Genomic DNA, 16655 nt, shown 5'->3' on the forward strand with positions numbered 1-16655 from the left:
GGTACATCGCAGTATATGTAGTTCTGCCCCCGTCGCATGGGCTATTGTAAGAAAGAGGCGAATGACTATAACGTCAAGACGACCGGCGAATCCGACCGGCAAGACGATTGCCGCCGCGACGATAGCCGTTCCAGCGGTCATCACGCTCTTGTTCGCCTATGCCTGATAATCGCCGGAAGGAAGGCTCTCATGACGACAAGATGACAAATAACGGGAGCAGGGTTCACTTCTTGTTTGCTGCTGACAGGATATTTCATTGCGGTAGAGAAGATTAAGAGAAGAGCGATGAAGAACGCAAGCCGACAGCTCAATAGGGAGGGAAAAAGACGATGAAATTGAAAGTCGTGCTTGTCGGAACGAAAGGCTGGGCCGATGCGCATGCCAAGGCGTATCAGGCAAGCGATAGCTTCGAGCTTGTCGGTCTGTGCGGCCATTCGAATGCGGAGCGTCTGAAAGCGCTTGCCGACCGTTATGGTATCGCAGCCCGTTCGTTGGATCTGGCAGCATTGCTGCAGGAGACGAGTCCCGATATCGTAGACATCGTCAGCAGCGCGGACGCCCGTCTCGAATTAATCAAGACGGCCGTCGGGTGTCCAAGCGTGAAGCTGATTAATATCGAGAAGCCGCTGGCGCTAACCCCGTCGGAAGCTTACGAAATCGAGCGGCTTTGCAAGGCGACCGGCAAGCTGGCGCTGGTCAATCATCAGCATAAATATTTGCCGGCCTGGCGCAAGGCGCAGCGGCTGCTGCGCGAAGGCGCGATCGGCGAGATCGAATTTATTCGCGCGACCACCAAGGTCAACATTATGGAACAGGGCTCGCATCTGATTGACATGGCGATGTTCTTTAACGATTATCATCCCATTCGATGGGTAATGGGGCAGACCGGTCCGTACGAAGGCAAGGACAGCTCTCCGATCGTTGCGCCGGACGAGGCGCTGGGTTCGATTTTATTCGCCAACGGCGTAAGGGCTGTCGTTGAATGCGGCGCGTTCGCTAGATCGCTCAAAGGCGAAACGAATCCGTTCTATCATATCGGAATCGATGTGTACGGTTCGGAAGGCCACCTGAAGATCGCGCTTAACCAGACGCTGGAGCTGCGAAATTACGCATCGGGCTTGCATACGATCGAGAAGTCCAGCTGGGATGAGCACCACTCGCAAGCGTTGATCGATTATATGAATTCCATTCCCGAATACGTGGCCAATCCGCAAGCCGGTCACTTCTGCGATCTCGCTCATGCGATGCTGTCGTTTCAAGCGATGATGGCCATCTACCATACGTCCAAATACGGCGGCAGGATTGAATTGCCGCACCGGTTCGAGGACGACATCGTAGAGCAATTCGCCGTCCAATAAAGCAAGAGGAGGTAAAGGCATGTCCAACAGGCCTCATATCTTGATCTTTAATCCCGACCAATGGCGTGCGGACGTCATCGGCCATCTCGGCAATCCAGCGGCCGTCACGCCGAATCTGGACCGCCTCGTGGAGACCGAAGCGGTATCGTTCCGGAATGCTTTCTGTCAGAACCCCGTCTGTACGCCAAGCCGATGCTCGTTCATGAGCGGCTGGTATCCCCATGTCCGCGGCCACCGGACGATGTTTCACATGATGCATGAGGATGAACCGGTGCTGCTGAAGACGCTGAAGGACGAAGGGTATACGGTATGGTGGGGCGGCAAAAACGATCTCGTTCCGGCGGAGAACGGGTTCGATGCGTATTGCGATGTCAAATACGTGCCGGAGAAGCGGCCCCGGCCGGAGACGAACCTCCATGCCGCCGACGGTTGGCGCGGCGATCCCGCCGGGGACAACTACTACTCGTTCTACGCGGGCAAATTGGAGAAGGCGCCGGACGAGGCGTCCTATTACGACGGAGACTGGGCGACGGTGCTCGGCGCGATCGATTTTATCCGCAGCGCGCCCAAGGATAAGCCGATCTGCCTGTACGTGCCGCTGCTCTATCCGCATCCGCCTTACGGCGTCGAGGAGCCATGGTTCGGCATGATCGACCGCGACAAGCTGCCGCTGCGAACGCCGGCGCCGGATTGGTCGAATAAGCCGAGCCTGTTGAAGGGCATCTTCGACAGACAGAAGCTGCAGGGATGGACGGAAGAACGCTGGCGCGAGCTGCGCGCCGCTTACTACGGGATGTGCGCGCGAGTCGATCATCAGTTCGGCCTCTTGCTGGATGCGATGAAGGAAACGGGGATGTACGACGACACGGCCGTGTTCTTCTTCTCCGATCACGGCGATTTCACCGGCGATTACGGCTTGGTCGAGAAGACGCAGAATACGTTCGAGGATTGCTTGACCAACGTGCCGTTCGTCATCAAGCCGCCGCGCGGCGTGGACGTGGCGCCGCGCGTCAGCGAAGCGCTGGTCGAGCTGATCGATTTCCCCGCTACGGTCGAGGCGCTGCTGGGTCTGACGCCGGGCCATACGCATTTTGGCCGCTCCTTGCTGCCGCTGCTTGCAGGGGAGACGGACACGCATCGGGACGCGGTATTCGCCGAAGGCGGACGGCTTCACGGGGAGACGCAGGCGATGGAGCTGGAGAGCGCGTCGATGAGCGTGCCGAGCGGCTTGTATTGGCCGCGGGTCAGCCTGCAGCAGCATGAAGGGCCCGAGCATACGAAAGCGGTCATGTGCCGGACGCGCGATTATAAGTACGTGCGGCGCTTCTACGAGCAGGACGAGCTGTACGATTTGAAGCGGGATCCGATGGAGGTCGATAATCGAATCGGAGATCCCGCACTCGCGGACGTGCTGTCCGCGCTCAAGGAGCGCCTGCTGACGTTCTACATGGAGACGGCGGACGCGGTACCGTTGAAGACGAACCGTCGGTGACGAACCGAGGGCTGCTATGACCGGACCACGACCGAGACCATGACTATGACTAAATCGATGACCATGGCGGCGCATTAGGACAAAAGGGAAGCCCGCAGCGTCCATCATCTGCGGGCTTCCCTTCTGTTCGAGGAAGAGGCAATAGGTTACTAGGATGACATCAATTCGGCGTGCGTGGGTTCGATGAGATGCAGCCGTTTAAAATAGGCGATCGCATCGCTTGGCGATTTGATCGTAGGTCCGTAAATAATGGCGTTGTTGAAACGTCCGTTGGATTTGTACCATACGCGATATCGCAAATAGTTCTCCATACCGTTCCCCCAATTATGGCGTGATGCAGCCATTATAACCGATAACGCTTGCAAATCATGTCGGAACCTGTTGCTTGTCTGAAAGAATCGGCGATACTTCGTAATCTTCTTGCAGTTCTTATGCGCCCGGAGCTGAATGCCCTCACTTAGCCGAAGGCGACGGACGGGGATTCAGACGCTTCCGGCTTCGTTGTTCCGCCAACAAGCGGGCCATATGGGCCCGGACGGCTTCCGATTGCGGCGTGGCCCATGACGGATGGGCGAGGTTTCGCCTTTCCAGCGGATCCCCGGTTAAGTCGTACAGCTCGAATTGTTCGGGAACCGGCACGGTCTTATGCTCCACCTGACAAGCGGCGCAGCCGGGCTGCCCGGACGACGGGCTTGATTCGACAAGCTGCATCCGAACATCCCGCACGCCCGGCTCGCTCCAGAATCGAGCATGATCGAAGTACCTGGAATATTTCCACTGCCGGCTCGGCTGCCCGGGAGGTCCGGGCAGATCGGCGATTACGGTCTCGATATGGTTAGGCTGAACGACGGAGGCGTAGGCTCTCCCCAATGGATTGCGCTGATGCTGACCGCGGGTAATATCGTCGTCCGTCATGAAATAAACCGGCTCCTCAGGAGCGGGGCAATGAGCTTCGCCGCCGTTCTGTCGGCCGAGCAAGACAGAGGTCAGATCGCGGCCGACGAACGGGCGGACTTCGCTGAATCGGCTCTGCAGACGGCGCTGTATGCCGGGGACGTCCGCATTCGCGAGGCCTAGCATGGTCGGCAGCAGATCGACGTGAGAGGTTAGCGCGGACACGCTGCGCCCGTTCGGGAAGAGGCGCTTGTTGCGAACGAGGAACGGCACGCGCAGCACTTCCTCGTAGGCGCAGTACATTTTCTGATGCAGCCGGCCATGAGCGCCCAGCAGATCGCCGTGATCCGACGTGAAGATGACGATGGTATCGTCATGGAACGACGAGCGATCGAGCGCATCCAAGACCCGCGCGATTTGCCGATCGACATTCTTCTGCAGCTGATAGTACAGCTTCCGATAGAACGGCTCGTTGAGGATAGGCTGTATCGCTCTCGGATACGTGTCCCTGTAGCTGGCTTGGCAGTCGGGCTTCGTATGCAGCCGCTCGCCGATCGTGGGTGGAGGAGGGACTTCCGGCATCGGATCGACCTGGAAATGGAAGCGATGCGGCAAATGGGCGGTCAACGAACCGTACAGCGTAATATCATGCGGGTTGACGAAGGAGGCTACGACGAGCCAAGGCCGCGCGCCGGAATCTGCGCTCTGCTCGCGATCCAGCGCCTCGATCAGCCGAACGGTCTCGGAGCCGTAGACGATGTCTCTGCCGCTTAAGCCCGAAGCCGCCGAGGACGCGGAATTACGGGGATTGCGGCCATGCGGCTCGGGTCCGATCCAGGACGAGAAGCCGAACGCGTGCAGCGGATCCGCGGCCAAGTACAGCTGTTGCCGCTGCGGGTCGGGCACGCCTGTCGCAGGATCGTAGCTCGTCAAGTCATCGTGGGTTCCCGGCACGAGAATATCTTCATACGAAATATGCCATTTGCCTTTATAATACGTCTGATAGCCTGCCTCTCGAAAATAATTGCCCATCGTGGGCACCGTATTCGGAGGCAGCCAAAACATATCGGAGTCGAACACCTCCTTGGCAATCCCGTTCGTCTGGGTGACGCCGTGGAGCGAAGGATAATGGCCGGTAAACATCGTAGCCCGGCTCGGACAGCAGGCGGCGCTCCCGATATAATGCCGGCGCAGCTCCGCGGCATTCGCGCGCAGCCGTTCGCGGGCCGGGAGGTTCGCTATCCGCCAAGCGTTAAGCTCGGCATTCTCGTAGACGGGAGGATAGCGCTCCTCGTCGACGACGATGAGAAGGAAATTCGGTTTCGCGCGCATGGGAGCCCCCTTATGAACCTGATCCTTAAGCCTAGATGTATGCGGGAAGGGGCAGCGCCATGCAGCCGATTGCAGCCGTCTGACGGCCATGCTCAACAATGCCAAGCAATCGCGATGAAACGTTACAGGAGTTGGCCCGCTCGGGCAAGAAGGGAGAACGATAGGATGAAGACCGAACTTACTCGCAGGCTCGGGATCCAGTACCCGATTGTACAAGCGCCGATGGCAGGAGGACCGACGACGCCGGAGCTGGTCGCTGCCGTTTCGAATGCCGGCGGTCTGGGAAGCCTGGGAGCCGGCTATATGTCGCCCGATCAAATCAGAGCTGCGATCAGGGAGATTAAGCAAAGAACGGATCGGCCCTTCGGCGTGAACTTGTTCGTGCCTGAGCAGCCCCATATGCCTGAAGACGTTATTGCCGACATGAACAATCACTTGAATACTTACCGCGTGAAGCTGGGGATGGCTCCGCGTTCAACCGTCCCGGCATTGTCGGAGCCGTTCGAAGAACAAGCGCAAGCCGTGCTTGAGGAGAAAACCGCCGTGTTCAGCTTCACTTTCGGCATACCGCCGCAGGACATCATCCGGTCCATGAAACGGCAGGGCATTGTCGTCGCGGGCACGGCAACGACCGTCGACGAAGCGCTTGCGCTGGCGGACGCCGGCGTAGATGCCGTTATCGCCCAGGGAAGCGAGGCGGGAGGACATCGCGGCTCCTTCTTGCCGAGCGCCGCTGACGCTCGGATCGGCACGATGGCGCTTGTTCCTCAAATCGCGGATCATGTGCAGGTTCCCGTTATCGCTTCCGGCGGCATCATGGATGGGAGAGGTCTCGTCGCATGCCTTGCATTAGGGGCTTCCGCCGTGCAGATGGGGACGGCGTTCTTAACCTGCCGGGAAAGCGGGGCGCCCGCCGTGCATAAGCGGAAAATCATCGCATCCAAAGAAAACGAGACCGAAGTGACCACGTTCTACTCGGGCAAAGCGGCACGCGGCATTCTCACGGACTTCATGAAGGACATGCGCCACTATGAGGGGACGATTCCCGCGTATCCGATCCAGAACGCCTTGACGAGAGATATCCGCCAGGCGGCTTCTAAGCTGCACAACCCCGAGTACATGTCGCTCTGGGCCGGCCAAGGCATCCGATTGGCTCAAGATCAGGTCACGGCCGCGGAAATCGTGAAGCAGACCGTTGAGCAGGCTGACCGGCTCATACGGCGATACTCGGGATTGCGATCGGAGGATTAGCGGATCGCAGCATGCGTTCTGGTGCGTGACGGAGGTGGCGCCAAAGCGGCATCCCCGCGATAGCCGGAAGACGTCAAAAAAAACCGCCGATGCGGTTCCATGCTGCGTTACCGAACAGGGTAAGGAAAGGCGAACCGCTCAGACGATAGATTTGCTGAGGTTCAGCATCGAATAAGGAGGTACGATATGCAGCCGAATATATTGTTGATTACCGTAGATCAGATGAGAGGGGACTGTCTCCACTACTTAGGCCATCCGGTCATTCAGACCCCGAATTTGGACAACTTGGCGCGGAACGGGGCGGCCTTCACGAATGCGTATACGGCAACGCCTTCCTGCGTGCCGGCCAGGGCAGCGATCATGACGGGCATGAAGCCGGAGCATCACGGCAGAGTCGGCTACCAGGATAAGGTGCCGTGGAACTATGAGCATACGATCGCAGGCGAATTCGCCAATGCCGGCTATCATACCCAATGCGTCGGTAAAATGCATGTCTATCCGACGCGCAATCTATGCGGCTTCCACAACGTGGTGCTGCATGACGGCTACATGCATTACAACCGGAACCGGTCCGCGGTGTCCGCCCGGGAATGGTGGGATCAATGCGATGATTATACGGTCTGGCTTCGGGAGAGAGCGGGCTCCGGCGTCGATATCATGGACAACGGCCTGGATTGCAACGCCTCGACCGTGGCGCGGCCTTGGCATCTGGACGAATCGCTGCATCCGACCAATTGGGCGGTGACGCAGTCGATCGACTTCCTGCGCCGGCGCGATCCCGGCAAGCCGTTCTTCTTATGGACGTCGTTCGTCCGTCCGCATCCGCCGCTGGATCCGCCGCAAGCCTTCCTGGACTTGTATGACGGCATCGAGCTGCCGTCTCCGCCGATCGGCGATTGGGCGGATCTGTCCGATGACGAACGCGACGGCATGAATCCGACCACAAGCCGCGGCATCGTTCACGAGCGTATGCGCCAGCGCGCGTTAGCCGCCTATTATGCGCTCATTACCCACATTGATCATCAAATCGGACGTCTATTGAATGCGCTATTCGAGTATGGCGTTCAGAACAATACGATCATTCTGTTTACCTCGGATCACGGGGATTTGATGGGCGATCATCAATTGTATAAGAAGATCTTGCCGTATGAAGGCAGCGCGAAGGTGCCGTTCATTCTGAACGACCCGACAGGCGCGCTCGGCTTGAAGAAAGGCAAATTCGTCGATGAGGTCATCGAGCTCCGGGATATTATGCCGACCTTGCTCCACGCGGCGGGCGTAGCCATCCCAGGCACGGTCGACGGCAAGAGTATCATCCCGCTCGCCCGGCCGGATGAGCAGCCGGCATGGAGAGCGTACATTCACGGGGAACATGCCTATGACAAGCTGTCGTACCACTTCTTGACGGACGGTAAACGCAAATATATCTGGTTCTCGCAAACGGGCGAAGAGCAGTTTTTCGATCTGGAGCATGACCCGCAGGAACGAATCAACCTGGCAGGGCAGCAGCAGCACGAGGAGCTGCTGGATTTATGGCGCGGACGGCTGATCGGCGAGCTGCGCGGAAGAGAAGAGGGATATACGGACGGCTCGAGGCTGATTGTTGGCCGCAAGCCGGTGAATGTGCTGAGCCGCCTGGCAACCGATGCGCATGCATGAATAAGGCGAGGTACGGATTATTGAAAATAAGTTGCTTTTGATATACGCTGAATGCCCATACGAAAACAGCAAGCGGCGATGGAATGGATCCATCGCCGCTTCAGCATGTAGAGAAATCCATGTTTGACGTCACGGATTGGCTCGTAATACTTGACGGCAGACCCCGGGCTTCTGACGGCCGCCTCCCCATTCTCCAGCTTGGTCGCCAGCCCAAACCTACCGATTTCAACCCAATAACGGATTCTGTGTCCGTTGCCCATGAAGACGATCCAGCCGGCATGGACTAAGTCAAAGAACCGAGCATGTTCTCGACAGCCGGAAGCGGCGATGGAATGAGCCATCGCCGCTTTTCCATCGCCTCTTTCCTATGCCGCTTTCCATCACAGTTGACTGCGGTAGTTCAACAGCTCCGCCTGCAATTGCAGCCCCAGCTGATTGACGATCGCAAAATCCGTTGCTTCCGTATAGATCCGTTTGATCGCCGTATCGATGGCTTCGGCCGCTGCCAGATGGGCGGTGGCCTCTTTCATCTTATCGGAGTAACGTTCCTTAATGGCGGCTATCTCGACAGCATAGGTCTCATCCGTGCCGGGCGCCATGGCGAGCGCATACATATCGAGCGCTTCGTCGCCGCCGCGAGAAGGGAAATATTCGTGCGGGGCGGTGCTGTCGAATATCGCCGTGCTAAGCTGCGGGAAGATCAGCATGTCAAGGCTGTTCGGGTCAAAGCCGCAATGATAGACTTGGACCTCGACGCCGCTCTTCTCGGCTGCCGCGGCAAGCTTCTTGAGCAGCGTGGATTTCCCCGAGCCCGGTCTGCCCTTGATGAAGATCCGGCGTTCCAGCTGGGCGGTCAGACGCTGAATAAAGTCGTAGGCGCCTCTCGGAGTTGCCGCGCCGAAGAACAAATGACGAGGGGCAGTGGGCCGGCTGCCGCTGTTGCCCTCGAGAAGCGATTGAATCAACGATTGCGCGATTTGATCGGCTTTCGCGAAATCCATGCTTTCAATGTAAAGCTTCTCCCATTCGTCATGAATCCGCAACGCGGTCAAGAAGGCTGCATAAGCCGAGCTGTACGCATCCGCAAGCTTGCCTGACAGCGCCTCGATCGTTTCGAGCTGCTCGGAAGACAGGCGGCCGTTGTCAACGGCATCCGCTAATTGCACGTACGCCGTCTCGCACGCATTGACCGGAATTCCCTCGCAGACTCGCCCGTCGACGACGCCGATGTTCAATTCGGTCGCGATGATGCCGTCCAGCTCATCGGGACGAAGCGGGGAGTGAAAGTGCTGTACATGCCGGTTGTCTTCCATCAGGCGGTCTGCCAGATCCCGAAGGATCGTCGACTTTCCCGTTCCGGGAGGACCGTTCAGAACATAAAGCTTGCTTAACCCTTGAAAAGCGGAATCGTACAGAAAATGGGCGCCATGGGCAGTGTTGCCGCGTGCAAAGTAGTGCGATGACAGCTCGATCAACCTTAAACACTCCTTTGAGCCTATTCGAAGCGCGAATAAGCGTTCATGGGATAAATGCCTATGTCACTGTATATTCCGGGGAGGAGCCCTTGGTGCAATCCCTCGTGAAGTCGACGAGTCTGCATCCTGCCGGTGTCACATTTCCGTTTCACCTACAATATGATGAGTGCAGGAAAGCTAAAGAGGTGAGCCAATGGCAGTAGTGAAAGCCAGACAACAGGATATTGATATGCTGGCAAGGCTGCTTCGAGCCGAAGCCGAAACCGAAGGCGAAATGGGCATGCTCCTGGTTGGCAATGTGGGCGTTAACCGCATTCGGGCGAATTGCTCGGATTTCAAGGGCATCCGGACCATTCCCCAAATGATCAACCAGCCGCATGCGTTCGAAGCGCTGCAGCATGGCTTGTATTACCAAGGCGCAAGAGACCGGGAACGCCGTCTGGCGCGGCGGTCCGTGAACGGGGAACGGAACTGGCCGGCGAAATTCTCCTTATGGTATTTCCGCCCGGGGTCGTTCGAGAATCCCGGACCTTGTCCGCCGACCTGGTACGATCAGCCGTTAGCAGGACGATGGAAGAAGCATTGCTTCTATGAACCGACAGGGCAAGAGTGCGAGAATGTCTATAATACGTTCTAGCATGGGCTGAAGGGCAGCTTAGGGCAAGCCGGGAGCAGATGAAAAAGCCGCGAGAATCGAGAATCGCGGCTTTTTTCTATTATGAATGAAAGTTCGTGCATGAATGACGTTATCCGATCTCCAGCCGGTTCCTGACATGCAATGCCGCTCCCGTCACGACGGCGTCTTCGGCAAGACTTCCCTTGGAGAAGCGCGGCGCGTAGTCGGGCGCATAATACGTATTGTTGAGCGCGGTCTCGGCGGCGATGCGGTAAAAATCCGGGCTTGCATTCATCAGAGCGCCCCCGAGCAGGACAAGCTCCGGATGGTGCAGGTTGATGAGATTCGCGAGTCCGATGCCGAGATAAGCCGCCGCTTGATGAAAAGACTGCTTCACCGACGGTTCATCGTCGTGCAAGGCCTTCACTAGCACGTCGTAATTAATGTGCTCCGGCGCGACCCCGTAACGCTCGCTCAGCGACGAGACGCCCCGCTTCGCGTTCGAGCGCGCTTCGCGCTCCAGGGCCGGCACGGAACAGAACGCTTCGAGCGCGCCGAAGTTGCTGTTCTCGTGCAGCCTCGGGCCGTCGGCGTGAACGATCATTTGCCCGACCGAGCCTTCGGTGTCGTATTTACCATGGACGATTCGGCCGTTCGTCATCATGGCGGCACGCAGGCTGACGCCGGCGTGCACGTAGAGCGCATGCTCGGCGCGGGGTTCGGGCGACGCGCCGATCTCGCCCATCAGCGCGGTATTCGCCCCATTCTCCAACAAGGCCCGGTGTCCTGTCGCCTGCTCGAACATCCGGCATATCGGAACGTCCTGCCAGCCTGCCGCGGCGAAGTACCGAGGGCGGAGAATGATGCCGCGATCCCGGTCCAGCGGGCCGACGGCGCCGATTCCGATTCCCAGAATCCGCTCGGCGGCGATGCCGTGATCCCGCATGAGCCGCTTCATCAAGTCCGTGGCATGGGCGACCAGCGCTTCCGGCCGCATGCTTTCATCCATCCACCAGCGGACGAGCGACTTCGGTTGAAGGGTCATATCGAACAAGCCTAATGTCGAAGAGAAACGGGAGATTTCGAGTCCGAATATATACCGGTAATCCGGATCGATGCGATACAGGATCGGCTTGCGCCCGCCGCTCGAAGGGCCGAACCCGGTTTCAATGATCAGCCCTTCGCTGACGAGATCGTCGAGCAGCCGCGTCAAGGTGCTGTTCGTCAGCTGTTCGGCCGCCAGAAGCTCGGCCTTGGAGATCGTCCCGTCGCTCACGGCGATCCTGGAATAGATGCGTTCTTTCAGGTTGGCAACGCGATTGTGCATAAGGTTCACGGGCTATCCCTGCCTATCGTTCAGCTTCGAATGATGCGCTATTCGTTCATTATAACGCATGCCGCTTAAAACCAAAATAGATTTTATTCATCGGAATACTATTTATTAAACGGATGAATACAGGGCATAAGTTCATTTGATACCCGAATTTTCGAAAACTTAATTCCAAAATGAAATAAAGGTGGTATTATAAACGTATAAGGAGTGATCGGCCATGCGAGGAGAATGGAAAACCAAAATGAAGGCGTGCGGCGAGCTGCTCGCGGTGTTCACGAAGATCGGGCCGTCGACGTTCGGCGGCGGCTATGCGATGATGCCCGTCATTGAACGGGAGATCGTCGGCAAGCGACAATGGCTGGACGAAGCGGAAATGGCTACTATGATGTCGCTTGCCGGCAGTGCGCCCGGAGGCGTGGCGGTCAACTCGGCAGCGTTCGTCGGCTACCGCAAAGCCGGGATCGCCGGGGCGATCGCTTCGGTCGCCGGCATTACGCTCCCGGCGCTCGTCTTCGTCATCGCGCTTAGCGCGGCGTATATGCTGTACGGCTCGAATCCGAAGCTGGATGCGGCCATGAAAGGCATTCACGGCGCAGTCATCGCGCTCATCGTATTGGCCGCTTACAGGATGGCCAAAGCCGCTGTCATCGATAAGACGACGGCCGGCGTCGCGATTGCGACCGTGCTCTTGCAGGTGATCCTGAAGATCAATCCGATCTACATTATCGCAGCCGGGTTATTCGCCGGCATGGCGATCGTCAAAGGGAAGGAGCTGCTCGGCCGGCGAACGAACATGGATAAAATGCCGTCGCGGCCCAGTCCGCAGGAGCTCTTCGCTCCGGAATACTATATTTAGGCGAGAGTGGTGCGACAACTATGGTATGGCAATTATTCGTGACCTTCCTGAAAATCGGATTCGTCGCGTTCGGCGGCGGCTATGCGGTCATTCCGATGATCCAATACGAAGTCGAGGCGCACGGCTGGCTCGAAGCCGAGCGGTTTCGGCAAGTCGTCGCGATGGCGGGCATGTCGCCCGGCCCGATCTCGACGAATGCCGCAACGCTCGTCGGCTACGACTCGGCCGGCATGCTCGGCGGCATTGCCGCGACGCTCGGCATGGTACTGCCTTCGCTTGCCGTCATCGTGCTGCTCTCGGCGGTCTTCTTCCGCTTCCAGGGGAGCAAGTGGATGAAGTCCTCGCTGTACGGATTACGGCCGATTATCGCGGGGATGATCGCGTACGCGGCGCTGCATTTCGGCTTTTTGAGCGGTCAAGAAGCATTCACGTGGATGACCGTATCGACGCTGGCCATCTGCGGGGGATGCCTGGTGCTGCTCGTACGCTACAAGCTGCATCCGATTGCGGTGATTGCCGCGGCGGGGGTAGCCGGCATCGTGATTTACACGTAAAAGGTTGGCAGACCAGGGCGCGGCAGCCCTGCTTCTGACAACCTTTTTCCTTTCCTATTCGAATAGCGCTCCCGAATGCTTGTAATCCGTCGGAGAGCGAGAGGTGAGCTTCTTGAACATGCGAAAGAAATACGAATGATCGTAATAGCCCAGGTAGTTGGAAATCTCCGTTACCGACAAATCGGAGTTCTTCAACAGCTTGCAGGCTTCCTTGATGCGCATGGCGTGAACGTACTGAATCGGAGAAATTCCCGTTACTTCGCGAAAGATCGATATCGTATAGTTGGCCGAACGATGTATCAGGGAAGCGAGCTGGTCGATATGAACGGGCTCGCGATAGTGCGCGACCATATAATTCTGAAGCGCATTGACCAGCTTCAGCTTGATAGGGGTTACTTCGACTTGCTCGAATTCACGGGCTACCAGGCCGATTATTTCCGACAATATGCCGGTCATGACATAGGAATTGAATTTGCCCTTGCCCATTGCTTCGAGATGAAGCCTCTCGAAGCGCTGCTTCATATACTCGAAGTTACGGATCTTGCATTTGTCGAATTGCGCATTGCCGAGCAGATGAAGGGCCAGCGATTCGTCATCGGTATGCCGGAACAGGATCGTGAATTTCTGATGCTCGCCATCGGCGTTCTCGCTGGCCCGCATCGTACCGGCCGGGATAAACAACAGGTCTCCCTTCTCCGCGATCACCGTTTGATTGTTGAGCGTGTAGCTGACTTTGCCTTCGATCATCAAGGCGATGACGTTATGATCCAACACGTCGGGAGCCCTTCGCCAATTGGGGATGCGGTTGTCGAAGTGGACGGAAATAATGTTCAGCATAGGCGGCAGCGGTCCTTTCGGGAGTATAACAAGACTGTAGCAGTGTACATAGGAGAATTCAATTCTTCTTGAGTAAATATATAGCTTTCTCATGAGTGAGAGGAGAATCGTACACCTCATCGTTGGAATGTGCATAGACGAATCGCTTCGGCATTGCGTACAATTTAGGCATATCATGTAATCCAAAGGAGCGATTTGCGATGAGAGTGCTGCTGCTTGATTTAGACGCTACCCGGCCGGACCATTTGGGCTGTTACGGTTATAAACGGAACACTTCGCCGAACATTGACAGAATAGCGGAAGAAGGCGTTACGTTTACGAATTACTACACTTCGGACGCGCCTTGCTTTCCTTCGCGGACGGCGTTAATGACGGGACGCTTCGGTATTCATAACGGCGTCGTCGGTCATGGCGGGACGGCCGCCGACGTTCGCCACGAAGGCGTGGACCGCGATTTCCAAAGCCGGGTGGCAAGAGAGAGCTTCCCGGGCTTGTTCCGTTCGGCAGGGATGAAGACCGCGCTCATCAGCCCGTTCGGCGAACGGCATTCGGCGTGGACCTTCTACGCCGGCTTCAACGAAATTCATAATACCGGCAAGAGCGGCGGGGAGTCGGCGGAGGAAGTCACGCCCGTCGTACAGGAATGGATTCGCCAGAACGCGCAGAAGGACGACTGGTTCCTCTACGTGAATTACTGGGATCCGCATACGCCGTACCGTGCTCCGGAGTCGTTCGGGAATCCGTTCGCGAACGAGCCTTTGCCGGAATGGTTCACGGACGAGGTGCTGACGGAGCATACGACCCGCAAGGTCGGACCGCACGGCGCCCGCGAAATCAACATGTACGATAATCGAACGAATCCGAGCTATCCGCGTCATCCGGGCGAATTCACGGACCGCGAAGGACTGCGCAGGGTCATCGACGGGTACGATTGCGGCATTCGTTATATGGACGAGCATATCGGCATGATCTTCCGCGATTTGGAGGAGCAGGGCGTGATGGACGACCTTGTCGTCATCATTACGGCCGATCACGGCGAGAATATGGGCGAGCTGGGCATCTATGCGGAACACGGAACCGCCGACCAGGGAACCTGCCGGATTCCGATGATTATCCGCTGGCCGGGCATGACGAAGAAGCGCGTCGATGAAGAGCTGCATTATCATCTTGATTTGCTGCCGACGATGGCCGAGCTGCTGGGCAAGCCGAACGCGCCATCGTGGGACGGCAGCAGCTACGCGGCATCCTTGAAGACAGGCGAAGCTTGCGGCCGCGACTATTTGGTTGTTTCGCAATGCGCGCATGTGTGCCAGCGAAGCGTCCGTTTCGGCGATTATTTGTACATCCGGACGTATCACGACGGCTACCATTTGTTCGACAAGGAAATGCTGTTTAACCTGAAGGAAGATCCGCATGAGCAGCGCAATTTGGCGCAGGCGGAACGCGGACTGTGCCAAGAAGCCGTGTATAACTTGAACGAGTGGCATGATCGCATGATGGACACCATGCCGTTCGATACGGATCCGCTGTGGACGGTCATGAAGGAAGGCGGACCTTACCACGCCAAAGGCCATCTGCAGCGCTATGTCGGCCGGCTTGAAGAGACGGGAAGGGAATACGCGATTCCTGAGCTGAAGCGCCGGCATCCGGCGGAATTCCGGTAACGGACCCGAGGCGATCCCATGGAAAAAGAAATGCGAAGCTGCTGCTGCTCGGGAGTCCGGGATCCGTCAGCCGCACGAAACGGGTTGGACCCTGCGATTACGGGGCGAAGAGCGGAAGCGGATCCGACAGAAGGCATGCTATTCCTACCGGGCGGCGAGTTCTTGATGGGGACGGATGATCGGGAAGGCTTCCCAGGCGACGGCGAAGGGCCTGTCAGGAAGGTGACCGTCGACCCGTTCTATATCGCTCCGTGCGCGGTCAGCAATGCTGAATTCCAAGCCTTCGCGGATGCGACGGGGTATGTGACGGAGGCGGAGAGGTTCGGTTCGTCCTTCGTGTTTCACCCGTTCGTTCCGCAGGCAGTCGCTGAGAAAGTGACCCAGGCGGTGCAGCAAACGCCTTGGTGGTGGCATGTAGAAGGCGCGTGCTGGAGAGCTCCCGAAGGTCCGGGAACCGGCATCGATGAACGGATGGACCATCCGGTCACGCATGTTTCATGGAACGACGCCATGGCTTACTGCCGGTGGAGCGGGAAGCGGCTGCCGACGGAAGCGGAATGGGAGTATGCCGCGCGAGGCGGTCTCGTGCGGAAGCGCTATCCGTGGGGCGATCTGCTGAAGCCGGACGGCGAGCATCGCTGCAACATCTGGCAGGGGAAATTCCCGGACAAGAACAATGCAAGCGACGGCTATGCCGGAACGGCTCCCGTCCGTTCGTTCGCCCCGAATGGATACGGGCTGTACAACATGTCCGGCAACGTATGGGAATGGTGCTCGGACTGGTTCAGCGCCGGCTTCCATCTGAACGGGCCGCGCGAGAACCCGCAAGGTCCTCCTGCGGGACAAGCACGCGTCCTTCGCGGCGGATCGTACCTGTGTCACCAATCGTACTGCAACCGTTACCGCGTGGCGGCCCGGAGCCGGAACACGCCTGACAGTTCTGCGGGGAATATCGGTTTTAGATGCGCGACGGATCGGAAGGCTGAAGGCGAATGATGTCAGCCGGGCTGTCGAGAAAGCTCGACGCCTCCTATGCCGCATGTATGGGAAGGAAGGGTCCCCCTTCTTAAGACTAACTAAGGCTCGCGGATTGAGGTTCCGTTATTTTGGATAAATCGGACTTTTGGGGCAGCGCACGGACACAGGATCCGTTAAGGCGTCCGGATGACATCGAATACAGGCGAATCAGCCGCTATAACGGATCTCGTGTCCGCGAGCACACGGAAAACGTGATAAAGACGCGAATAACGGATCTCCAGTCCGCCTCCATACTTCGACGGACGCACCGCGCGCCTGCCGTCATGAAGCGGGGCTGGTTCGAAACGGTACCAAGC

15 protein-coding genes are annotated in these 16655 nt (G+C 57.7%); 9 read left to right on the plus strand and 6 right to left on the minus strand.

All coding sequences use genetic code 11. From position 1 onward, the window contains the following. The first annotated feature begins 329 nt into the window (after positions 1–329). Both GXP70_RS14475 and GXP70_RS14480 read left to right on the plus strand, forming a co-directional pair. Positions 330–1358 (plus strand): Gfo/Idh/MocA family protein, encoded by a 1029-nt coding sequence (locus GXP70_RS14475; protein ID WP_162357473.1) that lies wholly within the window; start codon positions 330–332, stop codon positions 1356–1358. Positions 1359–1377: 19 nt separating this feature from the next. Beyond that, entirely contained in the window at positions 1378–2850 is a 1473-nt protein-coding gene (locus tag GXP70_RS14480) for a sulfatase family protein (protein ID WP_162357474.1), read from the plus strand. A 149-nt stretch (positions 2851–2999) separates the two neighbouring features. Here the strand turns inward: GXP70_RS14480 and GXP70_RS14485 are convergent, their stop codons facing one another. Together GXP70_RS14485 and GXP70_RS14490 are read right to left on the minus strand one after the other, a co-directional pair. Then, positions 3000–3161 carry a hypothetical protein gene (locus GXP70_RS14485; protein ID WP_162357475.1) on the minus strand — a complete coding sequence of 54 codons (162 nt, stop codon included), beginning with the start codon at positions 3159–3161 and terminating at the stop codon, positions 3000–3002. A gap of 142 nt (positions 3162–3303) precedes the next feature. Continuing rightward, positions 3304–5076: a sulfatase family protein gene (locus GXP70_RS14490; RefSeq protein ID WP_162357476.1), complete on the minus strand. Its 1773-nt coding sequence runs from the start codon at positions 5074–5076 to the stop codon at positions 3304–3306. A gap of 165 nt (positions 5077–5241) precedes the next feature. On the opposite strand from GXP70_RS14490, the gene GXP70_RS14495 reads away from it, so the two are divergent. Further along, positions 5242–6327 (plus strand): NAD(P)H-dependent flavin oxidoreductase, encoded by a 1086-nt coding sequence (locus GXP70_RS14495; protein WP_162357477.1) that lies wholly within the window; start codon positions 5242–5244, stop codon positions 6325–6327. A 186-nt stretch (positions 6328–6513) separates the two neighbouring features. After that, positions 6514–7986 carry an arylsulfatase gene (locus GXP70_RS14500; RefSeq protein WP_162357478.1) on the plus strand — a complete coding sequence of 491 codons (1473 nt, stop codon included), beginning with the start codon at positions 6514–6516 and terminating at the stop codon, positions 7984–7986. A gap of 17 nt (positions 7987–8003) precedes the next feature. Here the strand turns inward: GXP70_RS14500 and GXP70_RS14505 are convergent, their stop codons facing one another. Together GXP70_RS14505 and GXP70_RS14510 are read right to left on the minus strand one after the other, a co-directional pair. Further along, on the minus strand, positions 8004–8327 hold the full coding sequence (locus GXP70_RS14505; RefSeq protein WP_162357479.1) for a hypothetical protein: 324 nt from the start codon (positions 8325–8327) through the stop codon (positions 8004–8006). Between the two features lie 39 nt (positions 8328–8366). Continuing rightward, on the minus strand, positions 8367–9461 hold the full coding sequence (locus tag GXP70_RS14510) for an AAA family ATPase (RefSeq protein WP_162357480.1): 1095 nt from the start codon (positions 9459–9461) through the stop codon (positions 8367–8369). Positions 9462–9654: 193 nt separating this feature from the next. Between GXP70_RS14510 and GXP70_RS14515 the strand changes: the two genes are divergently transcribed. Beyond that, positions 9655–10098 (plus strand): cell wall hydrolase, encoded by a 444-nt coding sequence (locus GXP70_RS14515; RefSeq protein ID WP_162357481.1) that lies wholly within the window; start codon positions 9655–9657, stop codon positions 10096–10098. A gap of 109 nt (positions 10099–10207) precedes the next feature. On the opposite strand, the gene GXP70_RS14520 is transcribed toward GXP70_RS14515, so the two are convergent. Further along, the gene (locus GXP70_RS14520) at positions 10208–11404 is read right to left on the minus strand and encodes an ROK family protein (RefSeq protein WP_162360482.1); all 1197 of its coding nucleotides are present in this window, start codon (positions 11402–11404) and stop codon (positions 10208–10210) included. A 223-nt stretch (positions 11405–11627) separates the two neighbouring features. On the opposite strand from GXP70_RS14520, the gene GXP70_RS14525 reads away from it, so the two are divergent. Then, positions 11628–12266 (plus strand): chromate transporter, encoded by a 639-nt coding sequence (locus GXP70_RS14525; RefSeq protein ID WP_162357482.1) that lies wholly within the window; start codon positions 11628–11630, stop codon positions 12264–12266. 20 nt (positions 12267–12286) lie between these two features. Beyond that, entirely contained in the window at positions 12287–12820 is a 534-nt protein-coding gene (locus GXP70_RS14530) for a chromate transporter (RefSeq protein ID WP_162357483.1), read from the plus strand. A gap of 54 nt (positions 12821–12874) precedes the next feature. Here the strand turns inward: GXP70_RS14530 and GXP70_RS14535 are convergent, their stop codons facing one another. Continuing rightward, the gene (locus tag GXP70_RS14535) at positions 12875–13657 is read right to left on the minus strand and encodes an AraC family transcriptional regulator (RefSeq protein ID WP_162357484.1); all 783 of its coding nucleotides are present in this window, start codon (positions 13655–13657) and stop codon (positions 12875–12877) included. Between the two features lie 200 nt (positions 13658–13857). Between GXP70_RS14535 and GXP70_RS14540 the strand changes: the two genes are divergently transcribed. After that, positions 13858–15321: a sulfatase family protein gene (locus tag GXP70_RS14540; protein WP_162357485.1), complete on the plus strand. Its 1464-nt coding sequence runs from the start codon at positions 13858–13860 to the stop codon at positions 15319–15321. A gap of 18 nt (positions 15322–15339) precedes the next feature. Next, positions 15340–16317 (plus strand): formylglycine-generating enzyme family protein, encoded by a 978-nt coding sequence (locus GXP70_RS14545; protein WP_404822343.1) that lies wholly within the window; start codon positions 15340–15342, stop codon positions 16315–16317. The last annotated feature ends 338 nt before the right edge of the window (positions 16318–16655 follow it).

The sequence above is a fragment of the Paenibacillus lycopersici genome (genome assembly GCF_010119935.1).
GTDB classification, from domain to species: domain Bacteria; phylum Bacillota; class Bacilli; order Paenibacillales; family Paenibacillaceae; genus Paenibacillus_Z; species Paenibacillus_Z lycopersici.